Annotated in this window: 11 protein-coding genes; 2 read left to right on the top strand and 9 right to left on the bottom strand. The window is 44.8% G+C overall.

Going from position 1 to position 14,584, the window contains the following annotated elements:
• The first annotated feature begins 4 nt into the window (after nucleotides 1-4).
• On the top strand, nucleotides 5-2,701 hold the full coding sequence (gene fdhF / locus ACZ5V1_RS09340) for a formate dehydrogenase subunit alpha (RefSeq protein ID WP_464388607.1): 2,697 nt from the start codon (nucleotides 5-7) through the stop codon (nucleotides 2,699-2,701).
• A 168-nt stretch (nucleotides 2,702-2,869) separates the two neighbouring features.
• Here the strand turns inward: fdhF and ACZ5V1_RS09335 are convergent, their stop codons facing one another.
• From ACZ5V1_RS09335 to ACZ5V1_RS09310, 6 genes are all read right to left on the bottom strand, one after another.
• Nucleotides 2,870-3,334: an Lrp/AsnC family transcriptional regulator gene (locus ACZ5V1_RS09335; protein ID WP_160716123.1), complete on the bottom strand. Its 465-nt coding sequence runs from the start codon at nucleotides 3,332-3,334 to the stop codon at nucleotides 2,870-2,872.
• A 248-nt stretch (nucleotides 3,335-3,582) separates the two neighbouring features.
• Nucleotides 3,583-4,263: an ABC-type transport auxiliary lipoprotein family protein gene (locus ACZ5V1_RS09330; RefSeq protein ID WP_464388606.1), complete on the bottom strand. Its 681-nt coding sequence runs from the start codon at nucleotides 4,261-4,263 to the stop codon at nucleotides 3,583-3,585.
• Nucleotides 4,264-4,271: 8 nt separating this feature from the next.
• Nucleotides 4,272-5,195 carry an MlaD family protein gene (locus ACZ5V1_RS09325; protein WP_464388605.1) on the bottom strand — a complete coding sequence of 308 codons (924 nt, stop codon included), beginning with the start codon at nucleotides 5,193-5,195 and terminating at the stop codon, nucleotides 4,272-4,274.
• A 1-nt stretch (nucleotide 5,196) separates the two neighbouring features.
• Nucleotides 5,197-5,973, bottom strand: coding sequence for an ABC transporter ATP-binding protein (locus ACZ5V1_RS09320; protein ID WP_464388604.1), 777 nt, complete (start codon nucleotides 5,971-5,973; stop codon nucleotides 5,197-5,199).
• A gap of 2 nt (nucleotides 5,974-5,975) precedes the next feature.
• The gene (locus ACZ5V1_RS09315; RefSeq protein ID WP_464388603.1) at nucleotides 5,976-7,109 is read right to left on the bottom strand and encodes an MlaE family ABC transporter permease; all 1,134 of its coding nucleotides are present in this window, start codon (nucleotides 7,107-7,109) and stop codon (nucleotides 5,976-5,978) included.
• A 179-nt stretch (nucleotides 7,110-7,288) separates the two neighbouring features.
• Entirely contained in the window at nucleotides 7,289-8,989 is a 1,701-nt protein-coding gene (locus ACZ5V1_RS09310; protein WP_464388602.1) for a SulP family inorganic anion transporter, read from the bottom strand.
• A 719-nt stretch (nucleotides 8,990-9,708) separates the two neighbouring features.
• Between ACZ5V1_RS09310 and ACZ5V1_RS09305 the strand changes: the two genes are divergently transcribed.
• Nucleotides 9,709-10,884 (top strand): amino acid permease, encoded by a 1,176-nt coding sequence (locus ACZ5V1_RS09305; protein ID WP_464388601.1) that lies wholly within the window; start codon nucleotides 9,709-9,711, stop codon nucleotides 10,882-10,884.
• Nucleotides 10,885-10,952: 68 nt separating this feature from the next.
• Here the strand turns inward: ACZ5V1_RS09305 and proX are convergent, their stop codons facing one another.
• The 3 genes from proX to proV all read right to left on the bottom strand — a co-directional run bounded on the left by proX (nucleotide 10,953) and on the right by proV (nucleotide 14,128).
• Nucleotides 10,953-11,972 carry a glycine betaine/L-proline ABC transporter substrate-binding protein ProX gene (proX, locus tag ACZ5V1_RS09300; protein ID WP_464388600.1) on the bottom strand — a complete coding sequence of 340 codons (1,020 nt, stop codon included), beginning with the start codon at nucleotides 11,970-11,972 and terminating at the stop codon, nucleotides 10,953-10,955.
• Between the two features lie 72 nt (nucleotides 11,973-12,044).
• Nucleotides 12,045-12,878: an ABC transporter permease gene (locus ACZ5V1_RS09295; protein WP_464388599.1), complete on the bottom strand. Its 834-nt coding sequence runs from the start codon at nucleotides 12,876-12,878 to the stop codon at nucleotides 12,045-12,047.
• Between the two features lie 11 nt (nucleotides 12,879-12,889).
• Nucleotides 12,890-14,128, bottom strand: coding sequence for a glycine betaine/L-proline ABC transporter ATP-binding protein ProV (gene proV / locus ACZ5V1_RS09290; protein WP_464388598.1), 1,239 nt, complete (start codon nucleotides 14,126-14,128; stop codon nucleotides 12,890-12,892).
• Nucleotides 14,129-14,584: the final 456 nt, after the last annotated feature.

Genomic DNA, 14,584 nt, shown 5'->3' with positions numbered 1-14,584 from the left:
ACACATGAGTACCTTAGAACTGACCATTAATGGCAAGGGCTATGCGTTCACCCAAGGTGAAACCATTCTGGATGTGGCACGCAGAAACGACATTTTTATTCCGACATTATGTTATTTGAAAAATGCTTCCCCAACAGGCGCATGTCGCATGTGTGTTGTGGAAGTAAAAGGGGCACGTTCTCTTATCGCTGCATGTACAGCACCAGCGGGTGCAGGTATGGATGTGCAAACAGAGTCCAAACCTGTTGTAAAATCACGCAGGATGAACTTAGAACTGTTGCTTTCCTCCGGCTCCCACGATTGCTTGCTTTGTCCTTCCACAGGTGATTGCCGTTTGCAGGATTTAGCTTTCCGCTACAACGCAACCGGTACACGCTTTGAACGTGCAAAGCCTCAATATAAGCCGGACTATTCTAATCCGTTTCTAATTCGTGATTTCTCCAAATGTATTTTGTGTGGACGTTGTGTTCAGGCTTGTAAAGAAGTGCAGGTAAACAACGCCATTGATTTTGGATATCGCGGTAGTGAAGCAAAAATTATTGCAAAATGCGATCTGCCGTTAGGCGATTCTGATTGTGTTTTCTGCGGTGAGTGTTTGCAGGTTTGTCCTGTTGGGGCACTTAGTTTGAAGAAGGCACGCCAGAAGCCTCGCACTTGTGAGACTGAAGTTGTTCGTACAACGTGCGCCTATTGTGGCGTAGGTTGTCAGATGAATCTGCATGTAAAAGACAATGTCGTGCAGATGATAAACGGAGTTGACGTTACTCCGAACAACGGTAGCCTTTGTGTTAAAGGTCGCTTTGGGATGCAGTTTGTTAACTCAGACGAGCGACTGACGACCCCACTTATTCGCAAAGACGGTGAGCTGGTTCCTGCAGAATGGGATGAAGCTTTGGACCTGATTGCCGAAAAATTAGGCGGATATAAAACAGAAAACGGTGCAGATTCCATAGGCGTTCTTGCCTCTGCCCGTTGTACCAACGAAGAAAATTACCTCTTCCAGAAGTTTGCACGCGCAGTTATCGGGACAAATAATGTCGACCACTGCGCGCGGTACTGACACTCTCCTACGGTAGCCGGTCTGGCTGCCGCATTTGGAAGTGGTGCTGCGACAAACCCGATTGATGACCTGAAAAATGCCGACACGGTACTTATTACAGGCTCAAACATTACTGAGAACCATCCTGTGATGGGTGCTGCGCTTAAGCGTGCAATCACACAGCACGGGACAAAACTGATTGTGTCAGACCCGCGCAAGATTGATGTTGTACGCTTTGCAGATGTCTGGCTACGGGCCCAGCCGGGTACAGATGTTATCTGGATTAACGCACTTGCGCATGTTATTTTGCGCGATGGTCTGCACGATCAGGAGTATATCGATGAACGCACAGAAGAATTCACAGCCTATTCGCAATCCCTTGCGCCATTCACTCCGGAGCACGCAGAGAAGATGTGCGGTATTTCGGTTGCTGACCTTGAAAAAGCAGCGCACTTGTATGCCAAAGGGCGAGCAGCAATCCTCTACTGTATGGGAATCACCCAGCACGTAAGTGGAACAGATAACGTAAAAGCGCTCGCAAACCTTGCCATGTTATGCGGTAACATTGGTATAAAAGGTGGCGGATTGAATCCGTTACGTGGGCAAAATAACGTACAGGGTGCCTGTGATATGGGCGCACTTCCTGTAACGTATCCTGCCTATGGAAAGGTGACTGACGATGCAGTCCGTGCTCGTTTTGAAGCGGCATGGGGTGTTAAATTGTCTCCTTCTAATGGCATGACATCGCGACAAATGTTCGATGCCGTGGATACAGGCTCACTAAAAGCCATGTATCTTATTGGCGAGAATCCGGTCGTTTCTCACGCAGATTCTGCTCATGCGGTGCATTGTTTAGAGAAAATCCCGTTCCTTGTGGTGCAGGATATCTTCTTAACAGAGACAGCACAGCTTGCAGATGTTGTACTTCCTGCTGCATGCTTTGCGGAAAAAGATGGCACCTTCAGCAACACAGAACGACGAGTTCAGCGTGTGCGTAAGGCTGTAAATCCACCGCAAGGCGCACGTGATGATGCACAAATTATGTGTAACATCGCTGCTAAAATGGGTGCAACGTTGGCACCGGAAGACGGAAAAAACATTGCGGCTGTCTTTGATGAAATGGCATCTGTGACGCCTTCATATGCAGGTATAACGTACAAGCGTATTGAAGAATCCGGTATTCAATGGCCGTGTCCAGATGCTGAAAGTGAAGGCACAGAGATTTTACACGCGGATAAATTTGTTCGCGGAAAGGGTAAGTTTCATCCTGTAAGCTTTGTTGCACCTGCTGAAGTTGTTGACGAAAAGTATCCGTTGATACTCACAACAGGTCGCGTATTATACCAATATCATACAGGAACTATGACTCGAAAAGCCGAAGGGCTTGCAGCAAAAGTTCCTACAGCGTATATAGAAATGAGTAGCAATGATGCTGCAAAATTTGGAGTAACTGATGGGGATTTTGTAAAAGTATCTTCCCGTCGCGGTTTTATTGAGGTGGAAGTTCAGCTTTCAGAAAAAGCCGTAGATGGAACAGTTTTTATTCCATTTCATTTTGCAGAGGCTGCTGCAAACGTGCTTACTAACAGTGCAGAGTGTCCTGAATCCGGCATCGCCGAAGTGAAGGTCTGTGCTGTAACTATCGAACCAGTCGGTGACTAGGCGAAAGTCTAGAAACCACAACAACCACATATGACAGGAGCGGGTCGGCAGTGTAACTGCTGACCCGCTCCTACGTTGTTCTCGTAATAAAAAATACGGGAGAGATTTCTTGTGCGCAAATTAGAATGTATATGCAGATAATGTGTTCCCTGCAACGATTGTTGATCGTTACTCTGGGAGTGTGTTCGGGTCGAGGATGTATGGTGTCATTAAGTTTGAGCCTTTATATACAACAAAGCTTTCCACAGAACGAATCCCTTCAATCTTGGACATTTCTTCAGAGTAGAATTCTAACAGTCCGAATCCATCCCGAAGCAGCAGAGTCAATATGATATCAAATCGACCTGTCACAACTGCGCCTGAAACAACGCCACGTAATTGGCTAAGTTCCTGACATTTCGCAAAAAGATCGCGTTCATCAAGCAGTACACCCGTAAATACCATGGTATGACCGGGAAGTTTTTCTACATCAAGACGCGCGACAATATCCATCACGCCTTCTTTCTGCATTTTGTTAATACGGGAACGTACGGTGTTTTCCGCAACAGCAAGTTCCTGTGCAATCTCTCTGAATGACTTTCGCCCTTCTAGAAGTTGTCCGGCAATCTGAAAGCTCAACTTATCAATTTTCATACATTCCCTCCGGTTACAGCATTGTCTTTTTGCAGGCACAATGAAATTTATGAACGACAAAGCGATAGTGATTCTATAGATACTAATTTTTACAAAAAAATTCAATAACACCAGATAAAAAGAGCGTATTTCCTCATTCGTGCGTCAGCAGGGAGTTTAGAAATGCAGAAACGCCGTATTAATTACGGCGCTTCTATAGTGAATAAGTTATTTTTTCCAAGCGACTACATGCATAGAGGACGAGCTGACTAATTACCACCTGTGTTGCCAACTGCAGAGTGCACTTGCTTGTTCAATTGCTGTCTTTCAATCGTACATGTCACCCATGCATTCATATCATTCAAAATCTTTTTTACAGTTCGATTGAATGATTCAACAATTGGGACAAGTCCTTGCCCTGAGGCTATTTCATTCCCTGCAAAGACAGATGAAGCAACTGGTTCCAGCGCTTTGTCAGTGTCGATAAGCCAGCAGTTAACCGTAACATATATTTGTGGTGGATATTTTTTTCCGGCATAGCGTGCATAAAAATCTTCAATGCTCCACACCAGTTTGTAGTCAGCGGCAATTCCGGATTGTGTATTGTTAAACGAACGGACTAATTGTGTAGAATTAAGAGAATGAATGGCAGCAGTCTGCATCATTTCAGGAAGAACGGTCGCCCATTTCCCTTTGGCATAATAGAGAACTTGCTGATTTGGCTGAAGAACGGCAATACCCGTTGAGTTTAAAAATGCATTAGCTTGCGGGCGACCAACAGAGACAGTCGGCACAGAATGCATAGCTGTTTGCGCGGGAGATTCTGTCGATACCGCAAGCATGTAGTGCTCTGCAGCTGATGGTGGCTGTAACCCGACATCAATCGCACAACCTGAGCATGCTATGAGTACTAACGGTACAATAAGTAGTCTAACGATAAGTTTGCGCATGAATGCTCCTATGGCGTTTGGTATTCGGGCACTGTTGTACCTAGCAAGAATTGCTTAGGGTTGCTGTTTAATTTTTGCGCAATGTTTTCCAACGTATTCACAAGAATTCGGCTTTGGTTTACGAGCGATGTAACGTCGTCCAAGCCGCCTTTACTGAAACGTGTCAGTCCCGGTTCCATATTCTTCACTAGTAGATCTATTCGTTTGATCAGAATTCCAATTTCTTTTGTGGCAGGTGTGAGTTGCTTAGCGACATAGTCATTAACAGAAAGAGCTGTTTTTTCTGTTTCTGCCATTGCGTTCTGTGTCTGAGCTGCGGCATTTTTTACGTTGTCCAACGCCAATTTGATATCTGCTTCGCGTTTAACCAACATGTCGGAGAATGAAGACACATTTGCCAAAATCTCTTTCACGTGTTCACGGTTCTCCGGATCAACAACTTTTCGAAGATCTGCCAGCAATTTTTTACCAGTGTTAATCATTTCAGGAAGAGAACTGATGAGCTCATTAAGAGGCGAAGGGATAGTTTTAATGAGCGGAACGTTACCTTTAAATAGTGGCTTGAGCAGAGGGCTTGTAGCCGTGCCACCTGAAATAAAAACTGAAGACTGCCCAGTAATGCCGATGGGAATCAAATTTGCGCGTGAATCATCACGGATAGGTGTGTTGCGCTTGATGCGAATCCGCACACGAATTTCTTCAGGTTTATCCTGACTGAGCATAATGGCGGTAACTTGACCTACTCGCACACCGTTAAGCAGTACCGGGTTCGATATGGACAGCCCGTTTACGCTGTTCTGGAACAGGATATCGTAAGGGAGATCGTCCGTGTCAGAACTGCTCCCGACCCCCCAGAGTATAAACCCGAATCCAAACACAAATGATGCGATGATGAAGACGCCTACAATAATATAGTGTGCTCGTGTTTCCATTCTATTTCTCCCCGCAAGGCTCCATTTTTGCGCTACGTCCGCGTGGACCGTTGAAGTAATCTTGAATCCATGGGTATGGGTTTGTTGAAAGTTCTTCGACCGTCCCGAGGGCGTAAATTCGCTTCTCGGCAAGAACTGCGACCCTGTCACATATGGTGTGTAGTGTGTCTAAATCATGTGTGACGAGGAAAACTGTGAACCCTAACGCATGTTGTAATGTTTTAAGTAAGGTATCAAACGCTCCTGCTGTAATTGGATCCAGTCCTGCTGTCGGTTCATCCAAAAAAAGTATTTCCGGGTCCATTGCCAGTGCTCTGGCCAAGCTTGCGCGCTTACGCATTCCGCCTGAAAGTTCAGAAGGCATGAGACTCGCTGATTCTATGGGTAAGCCAGCTAAGAAAATCTTAAGAAGGCAAATTTCTCTTCGCGTCTTGTTGCTTATTTTTGTGTATTCTCTGAGAGCAACATCAACATTTTCCATTACAGTTAATGATGAATACAGTGCTCCGTCCTGAAACAGCACTCCCCAGCGCTGCTCGATTTTATGCTTCTCTTCTAAGGTGAGCAGATGGTATTGCTTTCCAAAAATTTTAATCTGTCCCTGTGAGTGGCGATTTAATCCAAGGATTGTTCTGAGTAGGACAGATTTACCTGATCCTGATCCGCCAATAATGCCTATTATTTCGCCGCGCTTAACATCCAGATCAAGGTGCTCATGGATAATATTGCTTCCATATTGTGTCTTAACATCTCGTAAGGAAAGTATGATGTCGTTCATGGCTAAATCCCCATCGCTGCAAAGAAGATGGCGAAGCCTGCATCAATAACGATTACAGCAAAAATTGATTCAATAACTGCTGTGGTCGTGAGCCGACCAACAGATTCAGCACTGCCTGTTACCTGCATGCCCTGAAAGCACCCGATCGTTGCAATGACGATAGCAAAAAATGGTGCCTTGATTATCCCAACATAAAAATCCCAAATATTCAGTGTTTCATGGAGGCGGATAATAAATCCATGAAGCCCGATATCCAGTGATTGCCAAACCATAAGTGCGCCGCCAAGTAAGCCCATGATGTCTGCAATGAATCCGAGAATTGGTAGCATGATGATGAGGGCGAGAACTCGCGGGATTACAAGCGTGTCTACAGGGTCGAGACCGGCCGTTTTCATCGCGTAAATTTCTTCATTGGCGATCATTGCACCAATTTGCGCTGTAAACGCAGAACCGGAGCGGCCCGCAATGACGATCGCGGTGAGAAGAATGCCGAGTTCACGCAGGACGGAAATCTGGACAAGTTGTATTACAAAAACTTGTGCACCAAATTTTTGCAGCTGCTGAGCGCCCATATACGCGAGCACCATTCCGATAAGGAAGGAAAGCAGAGCGATAATCGGGATGCCGCGAAGTCCAACATGTTCTAAGTGATAGAATAGTGCTGTAAGTCTGAATCTCCGCGGATTAAGAAGAGAACGGGCAAGTGTGGTGACAACTTCACCAAGGAATCCAATAATGCTTATTGTGATTTTGCACTGCTCAATGAAGTTGCGACCTGTATTGTTTAAGAATGAGATATAGAACGGCACAGGTTTAGGAGGTGCTTTTTCTTCCGTACGTTTTTCAACTGTTGTCAGTAATATTTGATCGTTTGCTTCCGCTCCGGAGATTGAACAGGTTTTTCCATCAGCAACAGCTTTTCGCCGGTATTGTTCAAGAATCCATGCACCGTTGGTATCAAGCTTAGCAATGTTTGCAATGTTCAGCACGATAGAGTGCGCTGCATGCAGTACGGAGTCCATAAAAGGACGCTCAACTGTATCCAGATGCAAAGTTGTCCACGTTCCTGAAAGGGAAATGCTTGTTTTCTCAGGACTGGTCTGGACTTCAAATGATGGAGCTTGCTGTGTGGTCATGGTGCTCTTTTGGGTAATAGTAAAAAAACAGTGTGAGTACGATACCATACTCTGATGGCTATCTAGAATGGTATACACTGAAAAATACTTAATACCCTTAAAAGACAATGACTAACGCAAACAATGGACAAAAAAAGCCCTGCAACAGGTGTTACAGGGCTAAGAAGAGGTGCTCTAGATTAGGCTACGGCAGGCTTTACAGTAGGTGATGCACTCGTTTCATCAACAAGTTTGTGTGCTTTAGACCATGCTGTCCCAAAGGAGTGGCAGATGTCGTCATTGCTAATAAATGACAACAAACCAAACCGTACCATTTGTTTTTGGATGGAAGGATCAACACCGGAGAACATCACGTGTACATTCAATTGCTGCATTTGGAGCAGAACCAGTTCAATTGCGTGTAACGCCGTAGCATCAATAGTATGAACATGGCGCATTCTAAAAATAATGGCTCGAGGTGGTTTGCGCATCAAAGAGAATGTCTGTGAGAAACGGTCGGCACAACCAAAGAAGAATGGGCCGTTGATTTCATAGACTTCAATTTCGCTGTCCCACGATGGAGCATGTTTTACTGGAGCAGCTTTTGTTCGTTCCCAGTTCTGGAATTGGGTTGCGTCACTGATGCGTCCAATAAGGAGCAGTGCAGCTAACACAACGCCAAACTGTACACCTACAGTGAGGTCTACAAGAACAGTAAGCATGAATGTGCAAACCATAACTGCAGCGTCTGACTTTGGAGCACGGAGAATGTGAACGAATTTTGGCAGTTCACTCATATCCCATGCGACATAGGTGAGTACACCGGCAAGGCTGGCAAGTGGAATTGCGGAAGCAACCGGAGCAAAGAATTTAACAAATAACGCAAGTACAATCGCATGAACCATACCGGATACCGGTGAGAATGCACCTGCGCGAATGTTGGTAGCGGTACGGGCAATTGCACCTGTAGCAGGGATGCCGCCGAAGAAGGATGATGCGATGTTCGCAATGCCTTGCCCAATGAGTTCGGTGGACGAATGATGGCGTTCACCAGTCATACCGTCAGCCACAACAGCACTTAAGAGAGACTCAATGGCTGCCAGCAGGGCAATGGTGAGGGCATCAGGAAGCATGGTCACAACGAGTGAAGGAATATTAGCCGGTAATGCAAAGGTAGGTAGTTCTGCCGGAATGCCGCCAAAGCGTGTTCCAATAGTTGAAACATCCAACCCGCCTATGATTGCCACGGCAGATGCGGCTAAAATACCTGCAATATGCGACGGAAATCTTGGGAACAGTTTACGGGTAAGGTATATTGTTACAATAGTAACGCCCGCAACAGTAATTGAATCTACATGGGCAGTAGGTGATGCCTGCACTAACGTCGTTACTTTTGGGATGAACGACGCTGGAAGATCCATCAATTGTAGCCCGAGTAAGTCTTTTATCTGCGTTGTAAAAATCAGCAGAGCGATGCCGGTGGTGAAGCCGGTAGTTACAGGGTACGGAATGAATTTGAGCAGTCTACCCAATCCGCAAAAGCCCATAACAAGCAAGATTATGCCCGCCATGCCTGTTGCTACTACAAGCCCTTCATAACCATGTCTGGCTATGATCCCTGCAACAATAACAACAAATGCCCCTGTAGGGCCGCCAATTTGAAAACGAGAACCGCCAATTGCGGAAATAATGAAGCCGGCTACGATGGCTGTAAAGAGTCCTTTTTCAGGGGAACAACCACTGGCAATTGCAAATGCCATGGCTAACGGCAGGGCAACAATACCTACTGTAGAACCAGAAACAACATCTTTGACAAATTGCGAAAGAGTATAGCCGGATGTGAGAGTAGTGAGTAGAGCAGGCCGAAAAGTTCGCCTGCTAAAAATAGCGTGTGAACGCACAGTGTATCCTCCATGAATAATAAAAACACATAGGGTGGACACAGGCGCGGTCCGTTTGAAATTTCGGATCGGTCTGGAGGTCTTCGCCGTATATTGACTATAGAATAGTTTGAAAAACTAAGCATCCTGTGGTCAATAACTTATTGTAAATACAGAAAATTTAAAAATGCAATGTACGCGTGTACTCACTTTTTCAAAGCGAGACGAAGGCTTAATAGTGAGTTTTTCGGAATGATGCAAGGAAGAGTTTTGTACAAAAATGACAACACCGAATTAAACATTAATGTTAAACATGGAAACAAAAATGTATATCCACTGTACAATATTGTAAAAAAGTCTATTGTAGCGCTGCCGTGCATAGATTATAATAAAATGCTGAAAGTGTTAGTTTTTGTCAGAAACGTAAAAAATATGCATTACAGTGCTTGACCTTGTCTTATCACAACGTGTACTTGGTGCTGACTATAAAGATTAATCGCGCAACTGTATAAGTCGGCATCGTTACTGTATCGCTGCACACAACTTAGTAGGTTTTACATTAAAAAATAATAGTAAGCCTCCAAAGGGCGAGAAGTACCGTCACGCTTTTTTATTCTTACAATTCTCACTAGTAAAAGTGTTCCCCAATCTGTTTCGAAAACGGTTGAATCAGGTGCTGAACACTATTGTTTGTTATCTGGTGTAGGCGCGGGCACAAATGACCTATGGGGGTTATAATTATGAAGTCTCAATCTCTGGATGCAGTCTGTGTTGTAGCTGGCACCACTATCGGTGCGGGAATGCTTGGTTTGCCAATGGCAATCGGCTTCCTAGGCTTCAAAGTCAGCATGGTGCTGCTTCTGGTCATGTGGGCTCTGGCATTCTACACTTCGCTTCTTTTGCTTGAGGTTAACCTTCAGGTCGGAGCTGGCTTAAACGTAAATATGATGGTTAAGAAAGTTCTTGGCAGATGGGGGCAGGTAATTGCTGTTGTTTGTCTTACTTTTCTTCTCTACGCTGTACTTGTTGCGTACGTGACCGCAATGGGTGGCCTTATTGCTCGTGCTATTGGCGTTAATGCTGACCCTATCAGTACAGGAGCTTGCTCCGTTGGATTCGCAGCAGCAATGGCAGTTATTATCTACTTAGGTACAAACGCGATTGTACGTTTTAACAGTTTGTTTTTCTTAAGTATGCTTGGTGCAATGGCTATTGCATTTGCAACATTAAGTACTACTGTAGATGTTGATGTGCTGATGAATGCCACACCTAATTATAAGTATCTTGTGGGTGCTATTCCGGTACTCTTTGCATCTTTCTCTTTCCACTTCTGTATTCCTAGTATCACCACTGTTGTGGGCACAAACACCAGACAGCTTATTCGTATTATGTTCTGGGGTACTTTGCTTCCACTGTTGTGCTACATGCTCTGGTTATTCCTGTCGCTTGGCAGCGTGCCTATGGATCAGATCGTAAACATGAGTGGCAGCGTAGATTCTCTTATCAAATCTATGTGCAACGGTTCAGTGGTAATTCAAACTATTCTGTCTGTCTTCGCAGCCTTTGCGCTGATTACATCATTTTTTGGCGTAGCACTTTCTTTGTTCGACCTCACTGCAGAAACTCTGCGTCGTGGTAATACTGGCAAAGAACGTATGGGAACAACCTTGATTGTGTTTGTTCCGGTTGTTATTGCCTCATTACTTGCACCGGGCGGCTTTATCGCAGCACTTGCTCATGCCGGAGCAGCTCTTGCGGTTATCTGTATCCTGTTACCGTGTGCAATGAGCTACAAACTTCGCCGTGAGGCAAAAGTAGCAGCACAGCAGCTTGTATACATGACTCCTGGTGGCAGTATGGGCATCGCTACAGCAGCTGTATGCGGTGTTGTAATCCTTGTTGCCAACTACGTTTAAGGTTTCCATTTTAATAATAAAAAGCCCCGCTTTCGTAAGAAAGCGGGGCTTTTTTTGTAGTGAATGATTTATCTTATGGTGCGTCTGGCCTGAGTAAGCCAGCTGTTCCAAAGAACCTGATTGTTTTCAATCCATTCATCAGCATGACGCTCAATATCGCGTTGAGATTTTTCGCCTTCCATGAGTTTTGTGTATTCTTCGCTGAGGTCACTCAAGTCGATGGTGAAAAGTTCTAAAAATTTTCTAGCAGGCGGGTTTTGTGCAAGAAAGTTATTGTTCGCTACGACACGGATATCAGCAACACTAAAGCCCATATCAATAGGGTTGGATACAGCGCCTTCTACTTCATGCAAACGCATTAAAGCGAGCTCCTCTTTGGAACCAGTGGTCGGGATGTTGTGCGGAACGTTAATCCATACAACGTCTTTGCCTGGAATCAATTTATAGATGGTCCAGCTTGGAGTCCAAGTGTAGTAAAAAATTGGCTCTCCGCTTTTGTAAGCCGCAATATTCGCCGCCATAGCCGCTTCATACGATGCGCTTACCTGTTCGACATGATCTTTCAGGCCGTATTTGTCGATATGCATATCGATAACTTTAACGTTCTCCCACCCATGAGGTGCGCCGGTAAGATCTGCTTTGCCATCTCCGTCTTTATCAAACGCTCTACGAACTTCAGGCCGTTTGAAATCTTCCAGTGATTTAATATTCAGTTTGTCAGCATGCTCTTTATCGACAAGATATCCCTGCAGAGCCTGTTTTTTTAATACATAGCCAATTGGAGAGATCGAATCTTGAAATTTTTCCAGATAGTTGTCGTAGAGCGGGAACCAACCATTTGGCCAGTAGTCTACATCACCCAGTGAGAGTGTTTTAAAGAACAGTGCTACAGGAAGCTCTTTGGATTTTTTAACGGTATACCCAAGTTCGCGAAGTCCTTTTTCGATGATCATCGAGTGAAAGTAACCTGTTGTCCATGTGGCACGAGCAGGTCTGATGGTGATTCCTTCACCCGGCTTGTCGCTAAATGCAAAGGCAGGAACAGACATGGATACAATAAGTAGGGCGAGTAAAATCTTTTTAAACATCGTTGAATACATCCTACGGTGCTAAAGGTTTTCTTAATGTGTATCAGGAGCAGCTTGTGGTATGGCTTCAGCTTATTTTTTTTTCTGAGCCGCAGCTTGGGTGATGCGATCAAGCATAACAGCCATAAGAACGATACTGATACCGCCGATTGCAGCAAGGCCAATATCAAGGGAGTTTAGCCCGAGAATTACTGGCGATCCCAGCCCACCTGCGCCAATAAGAGCCGCAACAACAACCATGGAAAGAGCCATCATAATTGTCTGATTAAGCCCAGCCAAAATAGTCGGCATGGCAAGGGGGATTTGTACTTTTACTAGGATTTGTCGATTTGTTGCTCCAAAGGCTTCGGCGGCTTCAATGAGCTCTCTCGGAACCTGTCGGATACCCAGTGATGTGAGTCGGATGATGGGTGGAAGCGCAAAGATAATTGTAGCTAGTACACCAGCAGCATTACCAATGGAAAAGAGCATAACAATCGGTACTAGGTAGACAAATGATGGTGTTGTTTGCATGGCATCAAGCATAGGCCGCATGATTTGCTCAAAGCGGTTACTGCGCCCTGCATAAATTCCGAGTGGAACGCCGGCAATAACACAAAAGATAACTGAAGAAAGAACCATGGCCATGGTTGTCATGGTTGCTTCCCATAAGCCAAGTAGGCCGATAAGGACGAGAGAGAGTACTGAAAAAAGAGAAATTCTCCATCCGGCAATTTTCCATGCTAATAGGAGTACTGCGATAATTATTATTACAGGATGCAAGGCGTTAAGCCCGTGATCCAGTGCATTAAGAGTCTGTTCAACAGGCCATTTCAGTTTGAGAAAGAAAGCTCTGTGGTTATCCACAAGCCAGTTGACACCGTCTGTGATCCAGACATCCATTGGAATAACTTGATCGTTAAACATACCAGAGCTCCTTATATAGTATAGGATTCTAAAATTTCAGAACTCTCACCACTGCGGTGTAATGTATTAAGAAAACGAGTTTTCGAGACAACCCCTTTAAACTTCATATTGCTGTCTAAAACAGGAACGGGGCTTGCGGTTTGCGCAACGAGGGGCAGTATTTCCTGCATCGTGTCATCTTCGTTGACTACTTTTATGCCTGGAAGAAAAGCATCACGCAGGGTGCTTTCAGGATTTTTCTCTTTCAATTTCTCAAGAATAGAATCGGTTGAAACCACACCCTGCAACTTATGCTGAGGATCGAGAACAAATGCATAGTCACGTTCGCTGGCACTCAAAATTTCATGGGTAGTGCGCAGGTTTCCGCCCTTTGTAATGATTATGGTCGGGTGGTTTTTAGAGGCGATATCCTTTGCACTGAGTACACTTGTAGGGTCAACGCCTTTAAAGAATGCTTTTACGTAGTCATTGGCGGGATTTTGAAGGACATCTTCCGGAGTGCCTACCTGAATAATTTTTCCGCCTTGCATTATGCCTATTCGATCTCCGATGCGGAGCGCTTCGTTTAGGTCATGCGAAATAAATATGATAGTCCGGCGATATTTTTCTTGAAGCATCAGCAATTCATCTTGCATTTCAGTACGGATGAGTGGATCAAGCGCAGAAAAAGCTTCATCCATAAGCATGATTTCAGGATCAACCGCAAGACCACGAGCTAAGCCCACACGCTGTTGCATACCACCGCTAAGTTGGTCTGGGTTGGACTTTTCCCATCCAGCAAGGCCTACTTGCTCTAATGATTCGAGGGCGCGTTTTGATCGCTCTTTTTTAGGAACTCCCGCAAGTTCAAGTCCGAATGCAGCATTATCCAGGACTGACAGGTGAGGCATGAGTGCGAAGGATTGGAACACCATACTCATGTTGTGGAGCCGGAATTGAACCAGTTCGTCGTGCGTCATTTCGGTAATATTTTTACCATGCATTGAGACGCTTCCGGCGTTTGGTTCAATTAGCCGGTTTAACATGCGGACAAGGGTTGATTTTCCAGAGCCGGAAAGACCCATAATGACAAAAATTTCCCCTTCATACACGGTGAAAGATGCATCGTGTACTCCAACTGTTAAGCCGGTTTTTTGGAGTATTTCGTCTTTAGTGAGCCCTTTTTCTAGGAGTGGTAGAGCCCGTTTAGGGTTCGTGCCAAAGATTTTAGTGAGATTTTGTACTTCAAGCATCACCTTTGGGGATGACATGTAGCTTCCTTTTTCTTGTAAACCGTAGAAAGAGCCTTCATTCATAGTAGGTTTGTTACACCACAGGGCCAGAAAGGGCAGGCTTGCATTATTCAAAAAGGCGCTATGCAAGGGCGGGTACGAGTAACGCACTCCGCATTATGCCGTTTCATATAAATTTGCAGTCAGTGGGCGGCAGTATCCGAAGCTTCCAATGAATTAAGCTTATATGGGAAAAGCGTTCTAACGTAATATGTAACAGAAAAATAAATGTTACGAGGTGGTTACGGAACTGGCTTACAATTTGACTGCTTATAAACAAAGCACTGTAGTCTAAAATAGTTAGATTGTGTATTTTTTTTCCAATAAAAATAAATAACTAACGAAATAAAGGAGGGGAAGAAGGGCTGCAATGTCGATGCAATGATGCAGATGTGATACTATGAAGAGAAGATAGAACGCAGAACAGAATTTAAC

This window comes from Halodesulfovibrio oceani subsp. galateae (assembly GCF_055397225.1).
Note: the sequence above shows the minus strand (reverse complement) of the source record. Positions and strands in the feature narration are given on the sequence as shown.